Raw genomic sequence first — 19,544 nt, 5'->3', positions numbered from 1 at the left:
GGAGCAGCACACATGACGAGCACCATCGAGGTCTCCGGGACGGTGGCCGACGGGTTCGAGGCGGTGCGCGAGGAGTTCGCCGCCGTGGTGGCCGGGGAGCGCGGGCCCACCGGCGCGCAGCTCGCGGTCGAGGTGCACGGCCGCCGCGTGGTGGACCTGTGGGCGGGGGAGGAGATCACCGGCGACACCCTGACCGGCCTCTACTCCGTCACCAAGGGCGCGGCCACGCTGGTGGTGGCGCTCCTCGTGCAGGAGGGCGCGCTGGAGCTGGACCGGCCGGTGGCCGATCACTGGCCGGAGTTCGCCGCCGCGGGCAAGGCCGGGATCACCCTGCGGGACGTGCTGACGCACCGCAGCGGCGTGATCGGCGTGGACGGCGGCCTGAGCGCCGACGAGCTCGCCGACGACCGGATGATCGCCCGGCGGCTGGCCGGGCAGCGGCCGTACTGGCGGCCGGGGACGGCGTACGGTTACGGCGGGTTCGTGGTGTTCGCGCTGGTCGGCGAGGTGGTGCGCCGCGCCACCGGCCGCTCGCTGCAGGAGCACTTCGAGGAACGGATCCGCGCCCCGTACGGCCTGGCGGTCCACCTCGGCCTGCCCGAGGAGCAGGAGGACCGCTACCGGCCGATACTCCCCGGGTTGGCCAGCGAGGAGGAGCAGGCCGCGTTCTGGGCGGCGGTGCCCGGACCGCACAGCCTCACCGGCATCGGCTACGGCCTGAACTCCACCCCGCCGCTGGACCAGGTGGCGTTCCTGAACACCAGGAGGGTGCGCGCGCTCGGCCAGGCCTCCGCCGGCGCCGTGGGCAGCGCCCGCGGGCTCGCCGCGCTCTACAGCGCGGCCGTCTTCGGCCGGGACGGCCACGCCCCGCTGCTCGGGACGGACACCGTGGGCGAGTTCGCCATGCCGCACTCCACCGGCCGTGACCTGGTGGTCGGCGAAGCCGGCCAGTACGCGCTGGGCTTCCAGGCCAAGGGCCTGCGCTACCCGTTCCTGAGCGCGACCGCCTTCGGCCACAACGGCTCCGCCGGCGCGGAGTCGTTCGCCGACCCCCGCAGCGGCGTCGCCTTCGCCTACACCCGCCGCCGCTTCTCCTTCAACTGGTCCTACCCCGAACACGACCGGCTGGCCGCCGCGGTCCACCGCGCGGTCACCACGGCTTGAGGAACCCTCATGACCTCGACCACCGAGACCTCGATCCCACCCGTCCGCAACAGCGGCCTGGCGCTGCTGGTGATCGCCGCCGCCCAGCTGCTGATCGTGATGGACGGCACCATCGTGACCGTCGGGCTGCCCGTCATCGGCGCCGGCCTGGCCATCCCCGAGGCCCACCTGAGCTGGGTGCTGACCGCCTACGCGCTGTCCTTCGGCGGGCTGCTGCTGGCCGGCGGTCGGGCTGGTGACCTGTTCGGCCGCCGCAGGCTGTTCCGCGCCGGGCTGGTGGTCTTCCTGCTGGCCTCCTTGCTCGGCGGGGTGGCGCCGGGCGGCGGCGTGCTGATCGCCGCGCGGGTGCTGCAGGGCGTCGGCGGCGCGCTCATCGCCCCGGCCGCGCTCTCCCTGCTCGCCGACACCTTCCCCGCCGGGCCGGCCCGCAACAGGGCACTGGGCGTGTACGGCGCGATGGGCGGCCTGGGCGCCGTCGCCGGCCTGCTGCTGGGCGGTGCGCTGACGGAGTACCTGGGCTGGCGCTGGATCATGTTCGTCAACGTCCCCTTCGCCCTGGCGCTGCTGGCGGGCACGCTCGCCGTCGTCCCCGGCACCCGCGAGCGCGGCCGGATCGACCTGCCCGGCGCGCTCACCGCGACCCTCGCGCTCGGCTCGCTCGTCTACGCCATCAACCGGGCGGGGACGGACGGCCTGGCCGACCCGCTCACCCTCGCCTCCGGCGCGGCGGGCGCCCTGCTGGCCCTCGCCTTCGTCCTCGTCCAGCGCCGTGTCACGGCTCCGATGATCCCGGCCAGGGTGCTGGCCGACCGAGGGCGCGTCGGCGCGAACCTGGTCATGCTGCTGATGGGCGGCGGGCAGCTGGCCACCTTCTACTTCCTCACCCTCTACATGCAGTCGATCAAGCAGTATCCGCCGATGCTCACCGGGCTGGCCTACTTGCCGTTCGCGATCGGCATCGGCCTCGGCTCCGGCCTGGTCGGCCCCCGGTTGCAGGCCCGCGCCTCCGCCCGCGCCACTCTGGTGACGGGCCTGGCGGTGGCTGCGGCGGCCATGGGCTGGTTCAGTCTGCTCACCCCGGACCAGGACGCCTGGGTGACCCTGCTGCCGGCTCAGCTGGTCGCGGGCGTCGGTCTGGGCATCGGGTTCGTCGCCGCGACGATCGGCGGCGTGCAGGGGGTGGCCGCGCAGGAGTCCGGCATCGCCTCCGGGCTGGTCAACACCAGCCAGCAGGTCGGCGGAGCGCTCGGGCTGGCGATCCTGTCCGGCGTCGCGGCCACCGCCACCCAGCAGGCCGGCCTCCTCGACCGGGGCGCCGTCACGGCGGGCTACACCACGGGGCTGCTCGGCGCCGGCGCGTTCTACCTGGCCGCGGCTCTCGCCGCGGTCCTCCTGATCTCTACGAGGTACTCCGATCGGGGCCGGGCACGTCCTTGACGAAGACGATCCCGTCGGTCTCGCCCAGCTGATCGGGGTCGAACGAGAAGTACCCGTGGTTGTCCGCGACGTCCGTCCGCTGGACCAGCCGGGCCTCCCGCACCGCCGCCGCCAGCAGGCGCGAGTCGAGCACGTACCGGTTGCCCGGCAGCGTGGACAGCACCCCTTCGATCGTGCCGGGATCCGGGTCGCCGAGGCCGTGATGGCGGACGGCGCCGAGGACGGAGGCCAGGAAGGCGTACCCGGTGCCGAGGCGCGCGGCGGCGATGGCGCCCGCGCTCCACCACCGCAGGTCCAGGTCCGCGAGCTGCCACCGGCTGACCTCGCGCTGGAGGTGCCGGTTGTGGGCGAAGACGAGCGCGGGCCCGTGCTGGGCGACGGCCTCCAGGTTGCCGGCCATCATCGCGTCGCGCAGCCCCAGCATCCGCACCACCCGCGCCGGCGCCGGGTCGGCCATGATCGCGTGGTAGCGGAGCAGCCCCGTGGCGGTGCGCGCGTACAGGTGCGCCCGCTCCCACTGCGCCCGCGAGGTCGCGCCGAGCAGGTGCGGCGCGTGCACAGTCAGCAGCGGTACGAGGTCGTCGGCGAGCAGGCGCAGCTCGGCGGCGTCGGGGGAGCCGCCCACCGACTGGGCGGGGTCCAGGGCGGCGGCCTCGTTCGTCCACCGCTCGTCGGGGCCGAGCAGCCGCTCCAGGGTGTCGCGGGCGCAGGTGAGGGGCACGCCGGCCGCCGCCAGGTAGTCGTGCAGGGCCAGGAGCGCGTGGCGCGGGCTGGCCGCGCTCATCATCTCCAGGGGCGCGTCGAAGCCGAAGAAGCGCAGCCGGTCCGCCTCGGGGCGGCCCTCGTTGTACGCGCGCATCCACCGGAGCAGGTCACGGGTCGCCTCCCGGTCCCAGAACCCGTGGCTGAACCCGGTCCGCATGACGTCGTCCAGCGAGCCTGCGCCCGTCCGGACGTACTCGTCCACCACCAGGCCCGCCAGGCAGTCGCTCTCCAGGGCGAACGCGCGGTAGCCCTCCTGCTCGACCAGCTCGCGGAAGATCTCGTTACGCAGCTCGTGGACCGCCCGCTCGTCGTGCAGCGCCTCGCCCAGGCCGAGCAGGCGCGGGCGGGCGGGCAGGGAGCGGACGAGCCGGGTGACGGCGGCGGCGCCCTCGACGTCGAGGTCGCGGGCGGCGTCGCGGACCAGGGGGGCGGCACTCATCGCACGGTCCTGTTCTGCCGGGTTCATACCTTCTACGGTATCGTTGAAGCACTTGTTGAGACTTTGACGCCGGCTCCGCTGCGGCACCGCTGCCGGACCCTCAACCCGGTGAGGTACATCATGCCCCGAGGGCGGCTGCGTCCGGTGGACCTGGCACGCGAGCACGGCCTGTCCACCCAGGCGGTGCGCAACTACGAGGACGCCGGCATCCTGCCCGCCGCCGCGCGCACCGAGCACGGCTACCGCACCTACACGGGCCGCCACGCCTCCGCGCTGCGCGCGTTCCTCGCCCTGGTGCCGGGGCACGGGCACGCGACGGCGACGTCCATCATGCGGGCGGCCAACGAGGGCGCCACCGAGGAGGCCCTGCGGCTCATCGACGAGAGCCACGCCCAGCTCCTCGAGGACCGGCGCACCCTCCAGGCGGTCGAGCAGGCGCTGCGCTCCCTGGTGCCGCCGCGCGCGCCGGAGCCCGCCGGGGGCGCCACGTTCATCGGGCCGCTGGCCAGGAAGCTGGGGATCCGCCCCGCGACGCTGCGCAAGTGGGAGCAGGCCGGGCTGGTCGAGCCGCGCCGCGACCCGGCGACCGGCTACCGCGTCTACAGCGCCGCCGACGTACGGGACGCGCAGCTCGCCCACCAGCTCCGGCGGGGCGGCTACCTGCTGGAGCAGATCGCGCCGCTGATCCGGCAGGTGCGTACGGCGGGCGGGCTGGCCCCCCTGGAGAGCGCGCTGCGCGACTGGCAGGCGCGGTTGTCGGCCAGGGGACGGGCGATGCTGCGCGGCGCCGCCGCCCTGGACGCCTACCTGGACGCTTACCTGGACCGGGCGGACTGACCTGTGCCGGGCGGTTCTTGTCGGCCGCAGCCTGCCCCGCCTGGCCGCCCCGTACAAGCGCTGACGCGGCTCAGCCCGGCGTGAAGCTGCGGCGGCTCAGCCCGGCGTGAAGCTGCGGCGGCTCAGCCCAGCGGGAAGCTGACGCGGCTCAGCCCAGCGGGAAGAGGCCGGCCGTTCGCCAGCGCCCGACGGCGTCGCGCGCCAGCAGCGACACGGCCGAGACCCGCGCCGCCAGCGGCAGCCCGCCGGCCACCCGCACCTCGTCCACGGCACCCTCCACCCCCAGGGTCAGATGCGGCACGATCTCCTCGTACAGCCCGCCGTAGGGAGGCGTCTGCGGCCACCGCCCCGTCACCGCCTCGATCAGCCGCGTGAACACCCCCACCGGCTCCGGCGCCAGGTACACCACCCCGGGAAACCGCCGGATCTCCCCGAACCGTACGTCGATCGCCGGAAACCGGGCGAACAACGCCCGCAGCTCCCCACGCACACCCTCGTCGATCACCCCGGCGTGCAGGAACGGCGTCAGCACGGTCACGTGCGCGCCGAGGCCGACGTCCCGCGCCCGCCACGGCCGCACCAGAGGCTCCGCCTCCGGCACGTCGAGCACGAGCGCCGTCTCCCCTTCCCTCGACACCCTGGTCCCGGTGGCAGTCATCCCCCCACTGTCCTCCCGGACCCGCATGCCGTCGATCCCGCCAACGCACCACCGCCGCCCCATCGGGGCCGCGGCGGGCGGCGTCCCAGCCGCTAGGGTGCGGAAGGTGCACAATTCCCTCACCCTCGCCGATCTGCTCGACGACGCCGCCCTCCTGTCCCTGGAACACCAGCTCCACCTGGAGGAGGTCCTCGCCGAGCACAGCTGGCACGTGGACCTCCAGCAGCCACGCTTCGACTTCATCGGCGCCCGCACGATCACCTGCACCGCCTTCCACCTGCTCGGCAGCGCCGCCGCCGGCCCCGGCACGTGGCTGTGGGCGTGGGCGAACCCGTCCGGCTGGCCGGAGCCGGTGGTCGGCACGTCCGCACGGCTGCGCGACTTCGGGCTCCAGCACGGCATCCAGGAGCTCGCCTCGGCGGAGGTGCCGTTCAGCGCCCTGCCGGGCTCGCCGACGGAGCCGCACCTCGTGGCGGGGCTGCTGACGGAGGCCGCCAAGGCGGTGACCGGCCTCTGGTCCTCCTACAACGGCGACGCGGGCGGCGGCACGCGCGCCGCCTTCCTCGTCGAGCACCCGGACTTCCGCCTGCCCGCGCCGGAGCCGGCCCGCGTCATGCGCGTCCTCCAGCAGGGGCTCACCGGCCTGATGCTCCGCGACCGCCGGCGCGCCCTGCACAGCTACGCCGTCAAGCGCGGCTTCGACGCCGACTTCGCCGGCGACCAGGCCAGGATCGCCGGGCCGGGGTTCGAGGGGCTCGTGGACTTCGACGGGTACGGCCGCGTGGCCGGCATCAAGGCGACCCTGTCCGCGCCGCCCGGCAACTGACGCGCGACGCCGATGCCGCTGACCCCGGCAACTGACGCGTGACGCCGGTGCCGCTGACCCCGGCAGCTGGCGCGCGACGCCAAGGCCGACGGCCCGGCGGCTGACCCGCGACGCCAGGGCCGCTGGCCCCGGCGGTCCTGCCCGGCGAGGATGGAGATCAGCCGGGCGGCCCGCACCGCCGGCCCGTGCACGATCGAGCCGAAGGAGCCCTGTCATGGCCGTGGAGCTCATCTACGAGACGCATGCCACCACCACCGACAACGAGAGCGGCATCGCCACCGGCTGGCTCCCCGGCGAGCTGTCGGCCACGGGCCGCCGCCAGGCCCGCGAGCTGGGCGAACGCCGCCGCTCCGACGGCCTGGCGGCGGTGTTCGTCTCCGACCTGCACCGCGCCGTCCAGACGGCCCGCATCGCGTTCCCCGACGGCTGCCCGCCGGTCCACCAGGACCGGCGGCTGCGCGAATGCGACTACGGCGACCTCAACGGCAGCCCCGCCACGCTGATCGCCGAACGCCGGGCCCGCCACCTCGACGAGCCGTTCCCCGGCGGGCAGAGCTACCGCCAGGTCGTGGCGGCCACGCGGGCCTTCCTGCACGATCTCGCGAAGGGCTGGGACGGCGCCCGGGTGCTGGTGATCGCCCACTCCGCCAACCGGTGGGCGCTGGACTGCCTGCTCGACGGGGCCTCGCTGGAGGAGGCGGTGGGGGAGGGGCGGTTCGCCTGGCAGCCGGGGTGGTCCTACACGGTGCCGGACGGCTTCTGACGGACGCCCCGTCGAGGGGGCTCGCGGCCGGAACCGCGAGCCCCCGGGGGGTCAGCTGCCGACCGGTTCGGCGCGCAGCCTGGCCGAGTGCTTGACCAGCGTGATCAGCACCTCCCGGCTGGAGTCGCGCTTGCGCGCGTCACACAAGATGATCGGGATGGACGGGCTGAGCTGCAGCGCCAGCCGCACCTCGTCCAGCTCGAACGTCGGCGCCCCCTCGAAGCAGTTGACCGCCACCACGAACGGCGTGCCACGCCGCTCGAAGTAGTCGACCGAGGGGAAGCAGTCGGCCAGGCGGCGGGTGTCGGCGAGGATGACGGCGCCCAGCGAGCCCTCCGCCAGCTCGTCCCACACGAACCAGAAGCGCTCCTGCCCCGGCGTGCCGAACAGGTACAGGACGTAGTCGTTGCCGAGGGTGATCCGGCCGAAGTCCATCGCCACGGTGGTGGTGCGCTTGGCCTCGACCGAGGTGAGGTCGTCGACGCCGATGCCACGGTCGGTCAGCACCTCTTCGGTGCGCAGCGGCCTGGTCTCGGAGACCGCGCCCACCATCGTCGTCTTGCCCGCGCCGAACCCGCCGGCGACCAGGATCTTGATCGCCGTCGGCAGGCGCGGACGCTCAGAGCGAGCGAAGACCATCGAGCACCGCCCTGTACATCTTCATGTCGTGCATGTCCACCTCGGATCGGGGTTCCTGGGCAGAGACGAGTTCGCGGTCGAACAGGTCGCCGAGCAGCACGCGGATGGTGCCGGCCGGGAGGTCCAGGTATGCGGCTATCTCGGCTACGGACTTGGGTTCGCGGCAGAGCTGGAGTATGCGCAGGTGTTCGGGGTCGAGCCCGGCGTCCGGCCCCGGCGGCGGGCCGACCGCCAGCGCCATGGAGATCAGGTCGAACCTGCCGTGGGCAGGCTGGGTACGGCCACGGGTCACCACGTAGGGCCGGATGATCTCCGGATCCACCCAGTGCTCGTCCGTGGGCTCGTCCGCGCCTCTCACCGGTCGCTCCTGGCGGCGGCCTCGGCGTTGCGCGCGCCCGAGGTGAGATACTGGCCCACCCGCGCGACCATCATCGCCATCTCGTACGCGACCAGCCCGATGTCGGCGTTCTGCGCGCAGAGGACGGCCAGGCAGGCCCGCTCGCCGGCCGCGGTGACGATGAGGAACTGGTTCTTCCACTCCACGACCGTCTGCCGCACCGCACCACCGGAGATGTGGTCGGAGACGCCCTTGGCCAGGCTCTGCAGCCCGGAGGCGACGGCGGACAGGTGCTCGCCGTCGGTCCGCTGCAGCGCGGCCGACGAGGCCATCAGCAGCCCGTCGGACGACAGCACGATCGCGTGTTCGGCCTCCTTGACCCGGTTGACCAGGTCGTCCATCAACCAGTTGAGGTCGGTGCCCGCGGTGGGGGTCATGCGTCACCTCCTTGCTGTTCCTCCAGCATCTTGGCCGCCTGGGAGCGGCCGCGACGGGTGCCTGACTGCAGAGATCCCATCATCGCGCGGATCTCCTCCGGCGAACGCTCGTCATCGTCCTCCTCAAGGTCGGGCTGCGTGGGCGTGTCGTCCCGCAGCGCTGGCGCCAGGTTGGCCTGGGGCACCCGAAGGGGGAGCCCCCCTGGTGTGAACTCGGTCACAGACTCCTGCTCCGGTTCGGCTGGCGTTGGTGCTGATGGTTCGGGGGCGGGCACGGGCTCCGGCCGCGCCGGCCGCACGGGCCGGGGTGCGGCTTCCTGCCGCGCCGATCGGGCGGGCCGGGGCTCGGGAACGGAGGCGGGGACGGGCCGCGAGGGCAGCGTGCGCACGTTCTCCGCCGTGGCGGGCCTGGTGGCCGTGGCGACGGCCGGCTGCCTGCGCGGCAGCCCCTCCCGCGTGCCGCCGTCGCGCGGCTCGGGCGTGGGGTCGAGCTGGACGAGCTCCTGCGGCAGCAGCACCACGACCGTGGTGCCACCGTACGGCGACGCCTTGAGCACCACCTGGATGTCGTGGCGCCTGGCGAGCTGGCTGACCACGTAGAGCCCCAGCCGGGCGGTGCCGGTGATGCGGAACTCGGGCGGGTCGGCGATGCGCTCGTTGGCCGCGTCCAGGTCCTCGGGCTTCATGCCCAGGCCGCGGTCCTCGATCTCGATCACGTACCCGTTGGCCACGAGCTGTCCGCTGACCTGCACGTTCGTGTACGGGGGCGAGAACGACACGGCGTTCTCGATCAGCTCGGCCAGCAGGTGGATGACGTCACCGACGGCGCGGCCGACGAGCACCACGTCGCCCATCGGCAGGAGCGAGACGCGGGTGTAGTCCTCGACCTCGGCCAGCGCGCCGCGGACCACGTCCACCATGGGCACCGAGCGCCGCCACGTACGGGCGGGGGAGGAGCCGGACAGGACGATGAGGTTCTCCGCGTTGCGGCGCATGCGGATGGCCAGGTGGTCCAGGCGGAAGAGCTCCTTCAGCTCCTCGGGGTCGGTCTCGCGGCGCTCCATCACGTCCAGCACGGTGAGCTGGCGGTGCACCAGGCCCTGCGTCCTGCGCGCCAGGCTGAGCAGGATGTCGCGGATGCTGCGGCGCAGCTCGGCCTGCTCGGCGGCGACGGCGATGGCGGTGCGCTGCACGGTGTTGAACGCCTGGCCCACCTGGCCGATCTCGTCGTCACCGAAGTCGAGCGCGGGGGCCTCCTTGGCGACGTCCACCTCCTCGCCGTGACCGATGCGCTCGACGATGCCGGGCAGGCGCTCGTCGGACAGCTCGTGGGCGGCGTCGCGCAGCTTCTGGAGCTGGGCGAGCAGCGCCCTGGCCGTGGTGATGGACAGGATGATCGAGGCGATGACCGCCAGCAGGCCGAGACCGCCGGCCAGGACCAGCCGGATGATGACGTTGACGGCGACCGGCACGGTGCGGTCCACCACTCTGTCGCCCGCGTCGAGCACCATGGTGTTGAAGTCGGCGAGGAACCGCTCGGTCGCCGCCTTCCACTCCTCGGTGGTGAAGGGCAGGCTCAGCGCGGCCTGGTCGTACTGCATGACCTGCCGTTCGAGGCTCTGCAGCCGTACGGACGCCTGGCCCTTGACCAGCTTGTCGTAGGCGGCCCTGTCGCTGTCGGGCAGGTCGGTCGCGGCCTGTTCGGCGGTGATCCGCCACGAGCCCACGAGCTGGGCGAACTCGGCCACCGTCGCGGGCGTCAGCCGCCCCTCGCCGAGGGCGCTGGCCAGCAGGGCGTCCTCCCTGGTGAGCAGCTCACGGGCGCGGCTGAGGGCGAGCAGGGAGCGGACGTCCTTGGCCAGCTCCTTGTCGTCGAGCGTCGCCAGCGAGCCGTAGAGGGCGTAGATGGGGTCGATGACGCCGTCGTAGGCCCCCGACGTCTGGCCCCGGTCGAAGCGGCCCGCGTCGATGCTCTTGCGGATCTCCTTGAGCGACTCCAGCCGCTTGAGCATCCCGGCGAGCCGCTCCTCGCCCTGGTCGTCCAGGGCCCAGCTCACGACCGTGGTGTCGGCTTCCTCGCGGAAGGCGGCGTGCAGGCGGTCGGTCTCCTTCCGCTGGGTCTCGAGCTCTTTGCGGGTCTGGACCGTCTTCTCGCTCAGCCTGACCATGGACAGCCGGCGCTCTCTCTGCAGAGCGAAGAGCAAGGGGTCGCTCGGGGCCGACACGGAGGCGTCGAGCTGGGAGACCCACAGGAGGTTGACACCCTCGCGGAGGGTGACCCACGCGGCGAAGACCCACAATGCCGCCAGGGAGAGCAGCATCGCTGTGATCTTGGTCCGCAGCCGCGTCTTGCGGAAGCGCATTGTATCCACCCTGTGAAAGTCACATGTTGTGTTCCGGCCACCTGGCATGCGGTGACGCGGGACATCATATCGATCAAGGAACCCTAGCGGAGGGCAAAGCGCCTCTCAAGTAACGAGAATCGCAGAAGTCAGAGACTTGACCCAATTTAGTCAAATTTCCGACGAAATAGGTCAAAATCAGTATTATTAGCACGTGATCGACCCCGCCCCCGCCTATTTCGGCATCCGCAATGACCTCGCCGACCAGCTCCTCGAACAGTCACATCAACTGGCCGGCGTGCCCGAGCAGGACCGGGGTGACGTCCTGGATGCCGCGCTCGGCGCCGTCCCCGAGGTGGAGCGGTTGCTGCGCCCGCATGCCTCGCTGTTCGCCGACGGCAACAGCGCCGCCAGCCGCCTGGCCTTCAGCTGCCTGTCCGCCGCGGCCACGTTCCCGGACGCGCCGCGGGAGCGGATCGCCGATCTCGGGGCGCTGAGCACGATCCTGTTCGGCGTGGACGACATCACCGACAACATCGCGGGGGAGTGGACCGACCGCGACATCGTGGCGCTGTTCGGCGACCTGGCCGCCGTCCTGGCGGGCACGCACAGCGGCACTGACCGCGGCACGGGGCCCGTGGACGAGGCCCTTCGGGCCTGGCGGACGTGGTGCGCGCGCTTCCACCGCTACGAGGGCGCCGGCGCGTACGTGCCCAGCCTGGTGACGCAGCTCGAACGCACCGGCGCGGCCATGGCGCAGGAGCGGGTCTGGGCGACGGGCGGCGAGCCGTGGCCGGCGTACGAGGAGTACCTGCCGCACGCCGCCGTCACCTTCCTCTACCACACGTGGTGGCTGGCGGCCCTGGGCATCTGCGGCCCGGATCACGCCGACGCCGCCGTCTGGAGCTCCGTCGAGCAGGTCACCGACCTGGGTGCGGCGTGCCTGCGGCTGGCCAACGACGTCAGGACCTTCCAGCGGGAGCGCGACGAGGGCAAGCCGAACGCCGTCCTGATCCTCGAACGCGCGGGGCTGAGCACCGAGGCGGCGGTCGAGCGGGTGTCGGCGCACATCCGCTCGCTCAACGCGGACTTCGCGGCGGCGGTCGCCGACCTGCCGGCCGGGCTGGCGTGGGTCGCGGACGGGCAGTACAGGTGCGTGACCTTCAGCGGAGGCTGGTACATGGCCAGGGACACGCACGCCTACACCGTCCGGGACCTCGCGGCGGACAGGGACGCGCACGCCGACGTCGCCCGGGGCCTCGGCGCGGACAGGGACGCCCACGCCTGCACCGCGCAGGACCTCGCAGCGGATGCGGATGCTCATCGCGGCTAGCCCGCCCCGGCCCGCGCGCGCCGGATGAGGTGCGACGACGCGATCACCGCGGCGCGGGCCACGGCCCTGGGGACGTACAGGTCCTTGTCGTGCCAGAGCGGCGGATGGTCGCCGGCCGAGCCGGTCAGGTGCGGCTCACCGCGCTCCGCCGCCCGCAGGCGCCGTGGCTCCTCGTGCCCCCGGGTCAGCAGCAGGATCTGGATCGCGTACGCGCTCTCCTCGGCCGTGCCCTCCCACCGGCCCCAGGAGCCGTCCGGCCGCTGCGTGGCCAGCACCCACTCGGCCGCCGCGCGCACCGCGTCCCGCGAGGCGTCGCCGCCGAAGGCGTCCAGCGCCAGCGCGCAGCTCGCGGCGGCGTAGTACGGCGAGGCATGCCAGCGGTCCGTCCAGCTCCCGTCAGGTAACTGGCGGTCGCGGATCCAGGCGGCCAGCTCGGCGACGGCCGCCTGGTACCGCGGCGCGGCGGCGGGCCGGCGGCGGGCGTACTCGCCGAAGGCGTCGAGCACGTGCGCGTTGACGCTGACCGAGACGCCCTGCTCGCCGGGCCAGGTGGCGAAGTGGGTGCCGGTGCGGAAGGCCCACAGGCTGTCCGGTTCGCAGGGCGCCCCGAGCAGCGCCAGCGCGTACAGCGCCACGGACGTCGTGTCGCAGTCGGCGGGCAGCCCGGGGCCCGCCGGCGTGCCGGCCGGGCCGATGGCCGCCCTGATGTCGGCCACCATCTCCGGCGGCACCTCGACGCTCACGCCCGCCCGCAGCAGCCAGCTCAGCACCCAGCCGCGCTCGAACACGGTGATGGGCAGCCCGACGGGCACCGGGCCGCCGAACAGCCGGACCACCGCCTCCAGGTGCCTGCGCGCCGGCTCGTGCTCCCCGTTCTCGCGATGCCCGCCCTGTTCCTCGCCCAGCCACGCGGCGGTCGCGGCAGGCGAGGCGCCGACGCTGCCGATGGGCGTGGGACGGATGCCGGGCGCGCCGGCGGCGGCCTCGGCCGCGATCTCCAGGGCGTGCAGCAGCTTCTCCGGCACCTCCTCGCCGGCCCGGACCCGCGACCTGACCACGTGGAGGGTGTCGTAGCTCATGCTTTCCGGCAACGGCACGGGCGAGCGGCCCGGCAGGCCCTCGACGTGCCGGTTGATGCGGTGCACCAAGGAGGGCACGATGTGCTCGATCGCCGGCATGTCGGGCAGCTCCAGGGGGCCGCTCAGCCAGGTGGACAGCACCCGCAGCCCCCGGTCCGCCGCGGCGGCGAGGCTCCCGCCGTCCAGGTCCCCGAGGGCCTGCTCGCCGCGCGCCGTCGCGGCGAGCAGGCCCTCGGTGGCGCTCAGGGTCGGCACCACACCGTACCCGTCGGGCGCTCCCCAGGAGCCGTCCGGCCGCTGGGTGCTGATCAGGTAGTCGAGGCGTTCCCGATGGCCGGTCAGCCAGGGGGCGAGCGAGACCAGCCGCCCGGTCTCGTAGACCGAGGGGGAGACCTGGCCCCACGGGCGGAGCATGAGGCTCGTGACCAGCTCGTCCGCTTCCGTGGTGGCGTTCACGGCTTCGCCGATGCTCATGCCGCGTGGTTCCGTTCGATCGGCTGCAGGTGGAGGTAGAGCTTCTGCTTGGGCCGCAGCGTGGCGCCGCCCGGGACGGGACGCAGCTTCTGCGGGTTGGCCAGCACCGGCCGGTACCTGCTCATCAGGTTGGCTATCACCAGGGACGCCTCGACGTAGAACAGGTGCTGGCCGAGGCAGACGTGCGGCCCCAGGCCGAACGGGATGAACGCGTAGCGGTGCCGGCGCTCGGTCTTCTCGTTGGCCCAGCGCTCCGGGTCGAACTCCAGCGGCCGGGGCCAGAACTCCGCCAGCCGGTGCGTCGTGTACGGGCTGATCAGCACCTGCGAGCCGGCCCCGATCCGGACGCCGCCGATCTCCGTGTCCGCCACGGTCTGGCGCGGGACGACCCAGGCGTTCGGGTAGACCCGCAGCAGCTCCTGCAGCACCATGCGCAGGTAGGGCAGCTCGGCGACGTGCGCCGGCCGCACCGGGCCGCCGCCCACCACGCGGTCGATCTCCTCCTGCAGCCGGGCGTTGACGTCCGGGTGGTCGTGCAGCACCTGCCACAGCCAGATCAGCGTCATCGCCGTGGTCTCGGAGGCGGCGCCGTAGATGTTGACCAGGTCGTCGCGCACCTGGTGCAGATCGGCCCTGCCCTCCTTCTCCAGCCTGGCCGTCAGCAGCGCCGAGACGACCTCCTTGCCGTTGTTGTTCTCACGCTGCGCCTGCTGGATGAGCGGGTAGACGATCTCGTCGATCTTCTTCGCCGACCGCAGGAACGCGCGGTCGCCCGGGACCCGGATCGAGTACGGCGCGAAGGGGAAGAGCATGCGGAAGCCGATCGAGGTGGCGCAGGTGGCGAACTCGGGGGCCAGCCGTTCGGCGGTCTCACGGGTGATCCGGCCGCCGAACAGGACCTTGATGACGGCCTGGTTGACGATGGAGGTCATCTGGTGCTCCACGTCGATCGCCTGGCCCGACCGCGCGAAGCCGTCGAGCTCGTCGACGCGCTCGGCGATGATGTCGGCCATGTCCTCGGCCAGCGAGGCCGTGTAGCGCGCGGTGAAGAGCGGCTGGAGGATCTTCCTGGCCGACGCCCACGCCTCGCCCTCGCCGAGGATGCTCTGGCCGATCAGGCGTTGCAACGGCCGCCAGAACACGCCCTCGCGGACGAAGTTGCCCCAGTCGGTCTTGAGCACCTGCTGGACGTGGTCGGGATGCGAGACGAGGTAGGGGCGGAACGGCCCGAGGTGGAGCCGGACGACCTGGCCGGAGGCGTCGGTGCCCATCCTGGCCAGCTCGGTGACCGGGTCGCTCACGAGCCGGGGTATGGCCCGGTGTGTCGGGACGATGTGAGGGCTGGTCGTCAAGGCTCCCTTGACGTGCGGCATGGCAGCGATCCCCGATCCGGATGCGTGGTGCGACTGAGAGTGACGGCGTGCACATCGGCGATGCCACGCCTGGAGACTGAGGGTGCGGTCGCCTCGGGGCAGCCCGTGGCGGTGGCCGCGCGGGGCCGTCCTAGAGTGGCGGGGCGGCTCGGCCCTGTCGGAGACGTGCGGGCTTCGGGTCGTCAGGTGCGGAAGAGGCGGATGCGTCGGCCAGAGCCACGACTGCCACCTGGTAATCCCTTCATCGCGCAGGGTACACGTCTCACATCACGGACATTCCCTGACAAATGTCAACCGATGGGTGGAGTATCACATGCTTGTGCATGTAGATTCAAGATCGTACCCGGGTAGGAGCACCATTGAATCTGAGCCATCCGCACAGCAGCGGCACGATCGCCCGCTGCCGGCGCCTGGTCGAGCCCGCGCTGCGTGAGGCGGTCTCGGGGCTGCATCCGTGGGGCGCCAGGATGGTGGCGTTCGCGATGGGCTGGGCGGATCTCGACGGCAGGGAGCTGGACTCCGACGGTGGCAAGGGCCTGCGGCCCGCCATCGCGCTGCTCAGCGCCGAGGCCGTCGGCGGCACCGCGCCTGACGCGCTGCCCGCGGCCGTGGCGGTGGAGCTGGTGCACGCCTTCTCACTGGCGCACGACGACATCATCGACCGTGACGAGCTGCGCAGGCACCGCGCCGCCCTTTGGAAGGCGTACGGCGTCGGCCCCGCCCTCCTCACCGGCGACGCGCTGCTCGCCCTGGCCGTCGGCCGGCTCGCCGCGCGGCCCGAGGCGATGCCGTACCTGTCGGCGGCCCTGATCGAGCTCGTCCAGGGCCAGACCGCCGACATGGCCTTCGAGAGCCGCCCCTGGAGCGGCCCCGGCGTGGTCACGATCGAGGAGTACGCCGAGATGGCCGCGGGCAAGACCGGGGGCCTGCTGGGGGCCGCCGCGGCGGCGGGCGTGGCCCTGGGCGGGGCGCCCGGGCTGGCCGACCGCATGTGGGGCATGGGGCGCGACCTCGGGGTGGCCTTCCAGATCGTGGACGACATGCTCGGCATCTGGGGCGATCCGCGCCTGACCGGCAAGCCCGTCCACAACGACCTGCGGCGCGACAAGAAGACCCTGCCCGTGCTCGCCGCCCTCGCCACCGGCGGCCCCGCCGCCCGCGAGCTGGCCGCCGTCCTGGCCTCGGGGGCGGTGGACGAGGAGTCCGTACGGCACGCCGCCCACCTCGTGGAGGAGGCCGGGGGGCGCGAGGCGGCGCGGGCGCTGGCGGACCGATACCTGACGTCGGCGCTCGGGGTGCTCGACGAGTGCCTGCCGGAGGCGGGCGAGCTGCGCGACCTGTGCCACTCCCTGGTGGACCGAGTGAGCTGACGGTCTCTTGCTCAGGCCGCGCCTTTACGCGGGCCGCGCGCCGATGGCAGTCCTTACGCGGGCCGCGCGCTGATGGCAGTTCTTACGCGGGCCGCGCGCCGATGGCGGACATCAGCATGGGGTAGGCCCGGTGCAGCTCCCGCTGCCAGGACGTGTGGTTGTGCCCGCCCTGGGAGAAGTGCGTGCGCACCGGGATGCCCAGCTCCTCCAGGCGGCCGGCGAACGCCCTGCCCGCCCGGTTCGCCAGGTCCTCCACCAGGTCGCCCTCGCCGGCGGCCACGTACAGCCGGACGCCCTTGAGCCTGTCGGCGAGGTCGTAGGGGTTGTGCGCCCGCCACACCTCGCGCTGCTCCTCCGGGTCGCCCCAGATGCGCTTCCAGTCGGTGCCGAAACAGCCGATCGCCGTCCCCGCCATCACGGCCTGCGGGACGCCGGGGCCCAGGAGGTGCAGGGCGCCGCTGAACGAGGCCGCCGCCTCGAAGTGACCCTTGGCCGCGTACAGCATGGCGCCCTGCCCGCCCATCGAGTACCCGGCGACCGCCTGCCGCGAGCCCGCCCGGTACCGCGCTTCGAGCAGCGGCAGCAGCTCCTTCAGGTGGTAGGTCTCCCAGCGCGGCGGGCCGCCCTCGCCGCCGTTCCACCAGTCGGAGTAGCTGCCGCACCTGCCGCCGTCCGGCATCACCACGAGCACGCCGGTGTCGCGGGTGAGCGCCTCGACGTCGGTCTTCGCGGTCCACGAGGTGTGGTCGTCGAGCCCGCCGTGCAGCAGCCACAACACCGGCCAGCCGGTACGGGACTCCCAGCCGCGGGGCAGCAGCAGGCGTACCTTCGTGGTGGCGTCGAGCGCCCGCGACCTGATCGTCAGCTCCATCCTGCGATCGTCCAGCCGGTGCTCGCGGACGATCTCGGTCCGCGTCGGGGAGGGCTCGGGAGCGGGCGGCTCCTCGTCCCCGCCGCGCCACGGCACCACCACGACCGCCACGCACAGACCGGCGGCGACCACCACGCTGACCAGGCATCCTCGTAACAGGGGCCGCATCGCAGTCTCCTTGTTGGATGTGCGGATAATAGCGGGATGAGATCAATAGGCACCACGGACCTGTCCGTGTTCCCGATATCGCTCGGCACCAACGTCTTCGGCTGGACGGCCGACAAGGAGACGTCGTTCGCGATCCTCGACGCCTACGTCGAGGGCGGCGGCAACTTCCTCGACACGGCGGACGTCTACCCGTACTGGGCCACCGGCGAGTCGACCTCCGAGACGATCATCGGCGAGTGGCTGGCCGCGCGCCGCAACCGCGACTCGATCGTGCTGGCCACCAAGGTCGGCATGCTGGAGGGCTTGGAGGGGCTGGCGCCGGCGACGATCAGGACCGCGGTCGAGGACTCGCTGCGGCGCCTGCATACGGACTACCTCGACCTCTACTGGGCGCACGTGGACGACCACGACACGCCGCTGGTGGAGTCGCTGGCCGTCTTCGACGCGCTGGTGCAGGAGGGCAAGGTCCGCTACATCGGGGCCTCCAACTACTCCGCGCCGCGCCTGGCGGAGGCACTCAAGCTCTCCGACGCCGAGGGGCTGGCCAGGTATGTCGCGTTGCAGCAGCCGTACAACCTGGTCGAGCGGGCCTATGAGGGTGATCTGCGGGAGGTCGTGGCCGCGGAGGGCCTGTCCAGCGTGCCGTACTTCGGCCTCGCGCGCGGCTTCCTGACCGGCAAGTACGCGCCCGGCGCCACCGTGGACAGCCCCCGCGCGGGCCGGGCCGCCGAGTACCTGGACACGCCCCACGGGCCCAGGACGGTGGAGGCGCTGGTCGGGCTCGCCCGGGAGCGCGGAGTCGCGCCCGCCTCGATCGCGCTGGCCTGGGTGGCCGCCCAGCCCACCGTCACGGCACCGATCGCCAGCGCGCGCAACCTGGAGCAGCTCCGGCCGATCATGGACGCGGCCGGGCTGATGTTGAGCCAGGAGGAGCTGGCCATCCTGGACGAGGCTTCCCGGCCTTCCTGAGACCGGGCATGGCCGAGGCCCCTCGTGACCACGCGGCCGAGGGGCTCAGGCATCGACAGTCAGCCGGCCAGGCGTGCTGCGGGCGCCGGAGCGTCAGCCGGCCAGCCCGTGCTGTGCGCACCACTCGCCGGCGCCGCCCGCCTCGCCCGCGACGGCCTGAGCCCAGTGCGGGTCGGCCTCGATCGCCTCCTGAACGGAGGAGTAGGAGGCGAACACCGCCGTCAGCCCGGTGATCTTGAAGATGCGCGAGATGCGGTCGGTCGTCATGACGAGCGCGAGCGACCCGTCCTGCGTGCGCAGCCGCTTGAGACCGCCGACGAGCACGCCCAGCCCGGTCGAGTCGAGGAACTGCACCGCGCCCAGGTCGACGATGACGTGCACCGTGCCCTTGGCCGCCAGGTCGATGATCTGCTCGCGTAGCTTGGGCGCGGTGAACACGTCGACTTCGCCGGCGACCTTGAGCACGGCGCAGTCGCCGACCGGTCCGACCACCTCAATGACGATGTCCTGCATTTCGCGCCTCACCATCGCTCGTGTCATCGACTACATTGACGGGGAACTCTGTGCATTTACACGGTACTGCGGCGAGCGCGCGCTTGTCAATGGCTACCTGTCGGTGTCATGGTGCACAATGACAACCGGCGTTAAGGGGTGAGGGATGCGGGTAGAAGAGGCAATCGGGAGGCAGATCGCCCGGCTGCGCGCAGAGCGCCGCATGTCGCTGACGGAGCTGGGCGAAGCCCTGGGCCGCTACCTCGACAGACCGTGGAGCCGCCAGGCCGTCCACCAGGCCGAGCGCGGCCAACGCTCCTTCACGGCCGCGGAGCTCACCGCCCTCGCCCTGGTCCTCGACACGTCCGTGCCGGTGCTCTTCCGAGTCGAGCACGAGCGCATCGAGCTGCCGGGCGGGGCCGTATCCCCGGAGGACTATCGCGGCCTTCTGCTGAGCCGAGAGCCGGACATGCCGCTCGACGGGGTGGAGGAGCTCATCGTGGCCCTGCACGACATCGGCGAGGTCCTCGCCCGTCCAGCCCTGGCCCGCCTCGCCCGCATCGGCCGAGTCGCCGAGCAGGTCGCCGGCCCGGACCTGTAACCCTCACCCGCACCACGCCACCCGCGCGTCCGCCCACTTCTCATCGCCCATCGCCCGCACGTCTGCCCACCGCACGTCCGTCTACACGCCCGTGGTCCGCCGCGCGCCTGCCTGCTTCTCGCGCGCTCGACAGCCACCCACCGCACGCCCCCCGCCACCACCAATCGCTC

Annotated in this window: 18 protein-coding genes and 1 pseudogene; 9 read left to right on the top strand and 10 right to left on the bottom strand. The window is 72.8% G+C overall.

Features of this window, described 5'->3' with window-relative positions; translation table 11 throughout:
• The first annotated feature begins 12 nt into the window (after positions 1-12).
• Both LCN96_RS39595 and LCN96_RS39590 read left to right on the top strand, forming a co-directional pair.
• Positions 13-1,164 carry a serine hydrolase domain-containing protein gene (locus LCN96_RS39595; RefSeq protein WP_225267537.1) on the top strand — a complete coding sequence of 384 codons (1,152 nt, stop codon included), beginning with the start codon at positions 13-15 and terminating at the stop codon, positions 1,162-1,164.
• Between the two features lie 9 nt (positions 1,165-1,173).
• Positions 1,174-2,601: an MFS transporter gene (locus LCN96_RS39590; RefSeq protein ID WP_225267536.1), complete on the top strand. Its 1,428-nt coding sequence runs from the start codon at positions 1,174-1,176 to the stop codon at positions 2,599-2,601.
• Here LCN96_RS39590 and LCN96_RS39585 read toward each other — a convergent pair.
• The gene (locus tag LCN96_RS39585) at positions 2,564-3,805 is read right to left on the bottom strand and encodes an erythromycin esterase family protein (protein ID WP_225267535.1); all 1,242 of its coding nucleotides are present in this window, start codon (positions 3,803-3,805) and stop codon (positions 2,564-2,566) included. The genes LCN96_RS39590 and LCN96_RS39585 overlap by 38 nt on opposite strands.
• Before the next feature lie 120 nt (positions 3,806-3,925).
• Between LCN96_RS39585 and LCN96_RS39580 the strand changes: the two genes are divergently transcribed.
• On the top strand, positions 3,926-4,642 hold the full coding sequence (locus LCN96_RS39580) for a TioE family transcriptional regulator (RefSeq protein ID WP_225276155.1): 717 nt from the start codon (positions 3,926-3,928) through the stop codon (positions 4,640-4,642).
• Between the two features lie 148 nt (positions 4,643-4,790).
• On the opposite strand, the gene LCN96_RS39575 is transcribed toward LCN96_RS39580, so the two are convergent.
• A complete protein-coding gene (locus LCN96_RS39575) occupies positions 4,791-5,300 on the bottom strand; it encodes a 2'-5' RNA ligase family protein (protein WP_225267534.1) in 510 nt (169 codons plus the stop codon).
• 106 nt (positions 5,301-5,406) lie between these two features.
• Here LCN96_RS39575 and LCN96_RS39570 point away from each other — a divergent pair, with 106 nt between their 5' ends.
• Entirely contained in the window at positions 5,407-6,126 is a 720-nt protein-coding gene (locus LCN96_RS39570; RefSeq protein WP_397351788.1) for a DUF6882 domain-containing protein, read from the top strand.
• Between the two features lie 214 nt (positions 6,127-6,340).
• The gene (locus LCN96_RS39565) at positions 6,341-6,889 is read left to right on the top strand and encodes a histidine phosphatase family protein (protein WP_225267533.1); all 549 of its coding nucleotides are present in this window, start codon (positions 6,341-6,343) and stop codon (positions 6,887-6,889) included.
• A 51-nt stretch (positions 6,890-6,940) separates the two neighbouring features.
• On the opposite strand, the gene LCN96_RS39560 is transcribed toward LCN96_RS39565, so the two are convergent.
• From LCN96_RS39560 to LCN96_RS39545, 4 genes are read right to left on the bottom strand one after another with little or no spacing between them, the layout of a single operon-like run.
• Positions 6,941-7,528 (bottom strand): GTP-binding protein, encoded by a 588-nt coding sequence (locus LCN96_RS39560; RefSeq protein WP_225267532.1) that lies wholly within the window; start codon positions 7,526-7,528, stop codon positions 6,941-6,943.
• Positions 7,509-7,886, bottom strand: a complete 378-nt coding sequence (locus LCN96_RS39555; RefSeq protein WP_080036635.1) for a DUF742 domain-containing protein — start codon at positions 7,884-7,886, stop codon at positions 7,509-7,511. The genes LCN96_RS39560 and LCN96_RS39555 overlap by 20 nt, the downstream gene beginning before the upstream one ends.
• A complete protein-coding gene (locus LCN96_RS39550) occupies positions 7,883-8,302 on the bottom strand; it encodes a roadblock/LC7 domain-containing protein (protein ID WP_225267531.1) in 420 nt (139 codons plus the stop codon). Before LCN96_RS39550 ends, LCN96_RS39555 begins: the two co-directional genes overlap by 4 nt.
• Positions 8,299-10,665, bottom strand: coding sequence for a nitrate- and nitrite sensing domain-containing protein (locus LCN96_RS39545; protein ID WP_225267530.1), 2,367 nt, complete (start codon positions 10,663-10,665; stop codon positions 8,299-8,301). The genes LCN96_RS39550 and LCN96_RS39545 overlap by 4 nt, the downstream gene beginning before the upstream one ends.
• Positions 10,666-10,858: 193 nt before the next feature.
• Here LCN96_RS39545 and LCN96_RS39540 point away from each other — a divergent pair, with 193 nt between their 5' ends.
• A complete protein-coding gene (locus tag LCN96_RS39540; protein ID WP_225267529.1) occupies positions 10,859-11,977 on the top strand; it encodes a terpene synthase family protein in 1,119 nt (372 codons plus the stop codon).
• On the opposite strand, the gene LCN96_RS39535 is transcribed toward LCN96_RS39540, so the two are convergent.
• Both LCN96_RS39535 and LCN96_RS39530 read right to left on the bottom strand, forming a co-directional pair.
• Complete coding sequence (locus tag LCN96_RS39535; protein ID WP_225267528.1) at positions 11,974-13,530, bottom strand: prenyltransferase/squalene oxidase repeat-containing protein; 1,557 nt, start codon at positions 13,528-13,530, stop codon at positions 11,974-11,976. The genes LCN96_RS39540 and LCN96_RS39535 overlap by 4 nt on opposite strands.
• Positions 13,527-14,831, bottom strand: a complete 1,305-nt coding sequence (locus tag LCN96_RS39530) for a cytochrome P450 (RefSeq protein WP_225267527.1) — start codon at positions 14,829-14,831, stop codon at positions 13,527-13,529. The genes LCN96_RS39535 and LCN96_RS39530 overlap by 4 nt, the downstream gene beginning before the upstream one ends.
• 431 nt (positions 14,832-15,262) lie before the next feature.
• Between LCN96_RS39530 and LCN96_RS39525 the strand changes: the two genes are divergently transcribed.
• Positions 15,263-16,273, top strand: a complete 1,011-nt coding sequence (locus LCN96_RS39525) for a polyprenyl synthetase family protein (RefSeq protein ID WP_225267526.1) — start codon at positions 15,263-15,265, stop codon at positions 16,271-16,273.
• A gap of 82 nt (positions 16,274-16,355) precedes the next feature.
• On the opposite strand, the gene LCN96_RS39520 is transcribed toward LCN96_RS39525, so the two are convergent.
• Positions 16,356-17,312, bottom strand: coding sequence for an alpha/beta hydrolase (locus LCN96_RS39520; RefSeq protein ID WP_225267525.1), 957 nt, complete (start codon positions 17,310-17,312; stop codon positions 16,356-16,358).
• Positions 17,313-17,348: 36 nt separating this feature from the next.
• Here LCN96_RS39520 and LCN96_RS39515 point away from each other — a divergent pair, with 36 nt between their 5' ends.
• Entirely contained in the window at positions 17,349-18,281 is a 933-nt protein-coding gene (locus LCN96_RS39515) for an aldo/keto reductase (RefSeq protein ID WP_225267524.1), read from the top strand.
• Positions 18,282-18,458: 177 nt separating this feature from the next.
• Here LCN96_RS39515 and LCN96_RS39510 read toward each other — a convergent pair.
• Positions 18,459-18,794 (bottom strand): annotated as a pseudogene (locus tag LCN96_RS39510) (STAS domain-containing protein); the annotation flags it as partial.
• Positions 18,795-18,939: 145 nt separating this feature from the next.
• On the opposite strand from LCN96_RS39510, the gene LCN96_RS39505 reads away from it, so the two are divergent.
• On the top strand, positions 18,940-19,374 hold the full coding sequence (locus LCN96_RS39505) for a helix-turn-helix domain-containing protein (RefSeq protein WP_225267523.1): 435 nt from the start codon (positions 18,940-18,942) through the stop codon (positions 19,372-19,374).
• Positions 19,375-19,544 lie beyond the last annotated feature (170 nt).

The sequence above is a fragment of the Nonomuraea gerenzanensis genome (assembly GCF_020215645.1).
GTDB classification, from domain to species: domain Bacteria; phylum Actinomycetota; class Actinomycetes; order Streptosporangiales; family Streptosporangiaceae; genus Nonomuraea; species Nonomuraea gerenzanensis.
This window is presented reverse-complemented; position numbering and strand designations above follow the sequence as displayed.

What these genes read in the sequence shown, in the direction of transcription:
- LCN96_RS39505 (WP_225267523.1), top strand. Translation starts at nt 18,940, where the DNA reads ATGCGGGTAGAAGAGGCAATCGGGAGGCAGATCGCCCGGCTGCGCGCA.
- LCN96_RS39545 (WP_225267530.1), bottom strand. Translation starts at nt 10,665, where the DNA reads ATGCGCTTCCGCAAGACGCGGCTGCGGACCAAGATCACAGCGATGCTG.
- LCN96_RS39585 (WP_225267535.1), bottom strand. Translation starts at nt 3,805, where the DNA reads ATGAGTGCCGCCCCCCTGGTCCGCGACGCCGCCCGCGACCTCGACGTC.
- LCN96_RS39580 (WP_225276155.1), top strand. Translation starts at nt 3,926, where the DNA reads ATGCCCCGAGGGCGGCTGCGTCCGGTGGACCTGGCACGCGAGCACGGC.
- LCN96_RS39560 (WP_225267532.1), bottom strand. Translation starts at nt 7,528, where the DNA reads ATGGTCTTCGCTCGCTCTGAGCGTCCGCGCCTGCCGACGGCGATCAAG.
- LCN96_RS39565 (WP_225267533.1), top strand. Translation starts at nt 6,341, where the DNA reads ATGGCCGTGGAGCTCATCTACGAGACGCATGCCACCACCACCGACAAC.
- LCN96_RS39515 (WP_225267524.1), top strand. Translation starts at nt 17,349, where the DNA reads ATGAGATCAATAGGCACCACGGACCTGTCCGTGTTCCCGATATCGCTC.
- LCN96_RS39595 (WP_225267537.1), top strand. Translation starts at nt 13, where the DNA reads ATGACGAGCACCATCGAGGTCTCCGGGACGGTGGCCGACGGGTTCGAG.
- LCN96_RS39535 (WP_225267528.1), bottom strand. Translation starts at nt 13,530, where the DNA reads ATGAGCATCGGCGAAGCCGTGAACGCCACCACGGAAGCGGACGAGCTG.
- LCN96_RS39550 (WP_225267531.1), bottom strand. Translation starts at nt 8,302, where the DNA reads ATGACCCCCACCGCGGGCACCGACCTCAACTGGTTGATGGACGACCTG.
- LCN96_RS39575 (WP_225267534.1), bottom strand. Translation starts at nt 5,300, where the DNA reads ATGACTGCCACCGGGACCAGGGTGTCGAGGGAAGGGGAGACGGCGCTC.
- LCN96_RS39590 (WP_225267536.1), top strand. Translation starts at nt 1,174, where the DNA reads ATGACCTCGACCACCGAGACCTCGATCCCACCCGTCCGCAACAGCGGC.
- LCN96_RS39520 (WP_225267525.1), bottom strand. Translation starts at nt 17,312, where the DNA reads ATGCGGCCCCTGTTACGAGGATGCCTGGTCAGCGTGGTGGTCGCCGCC.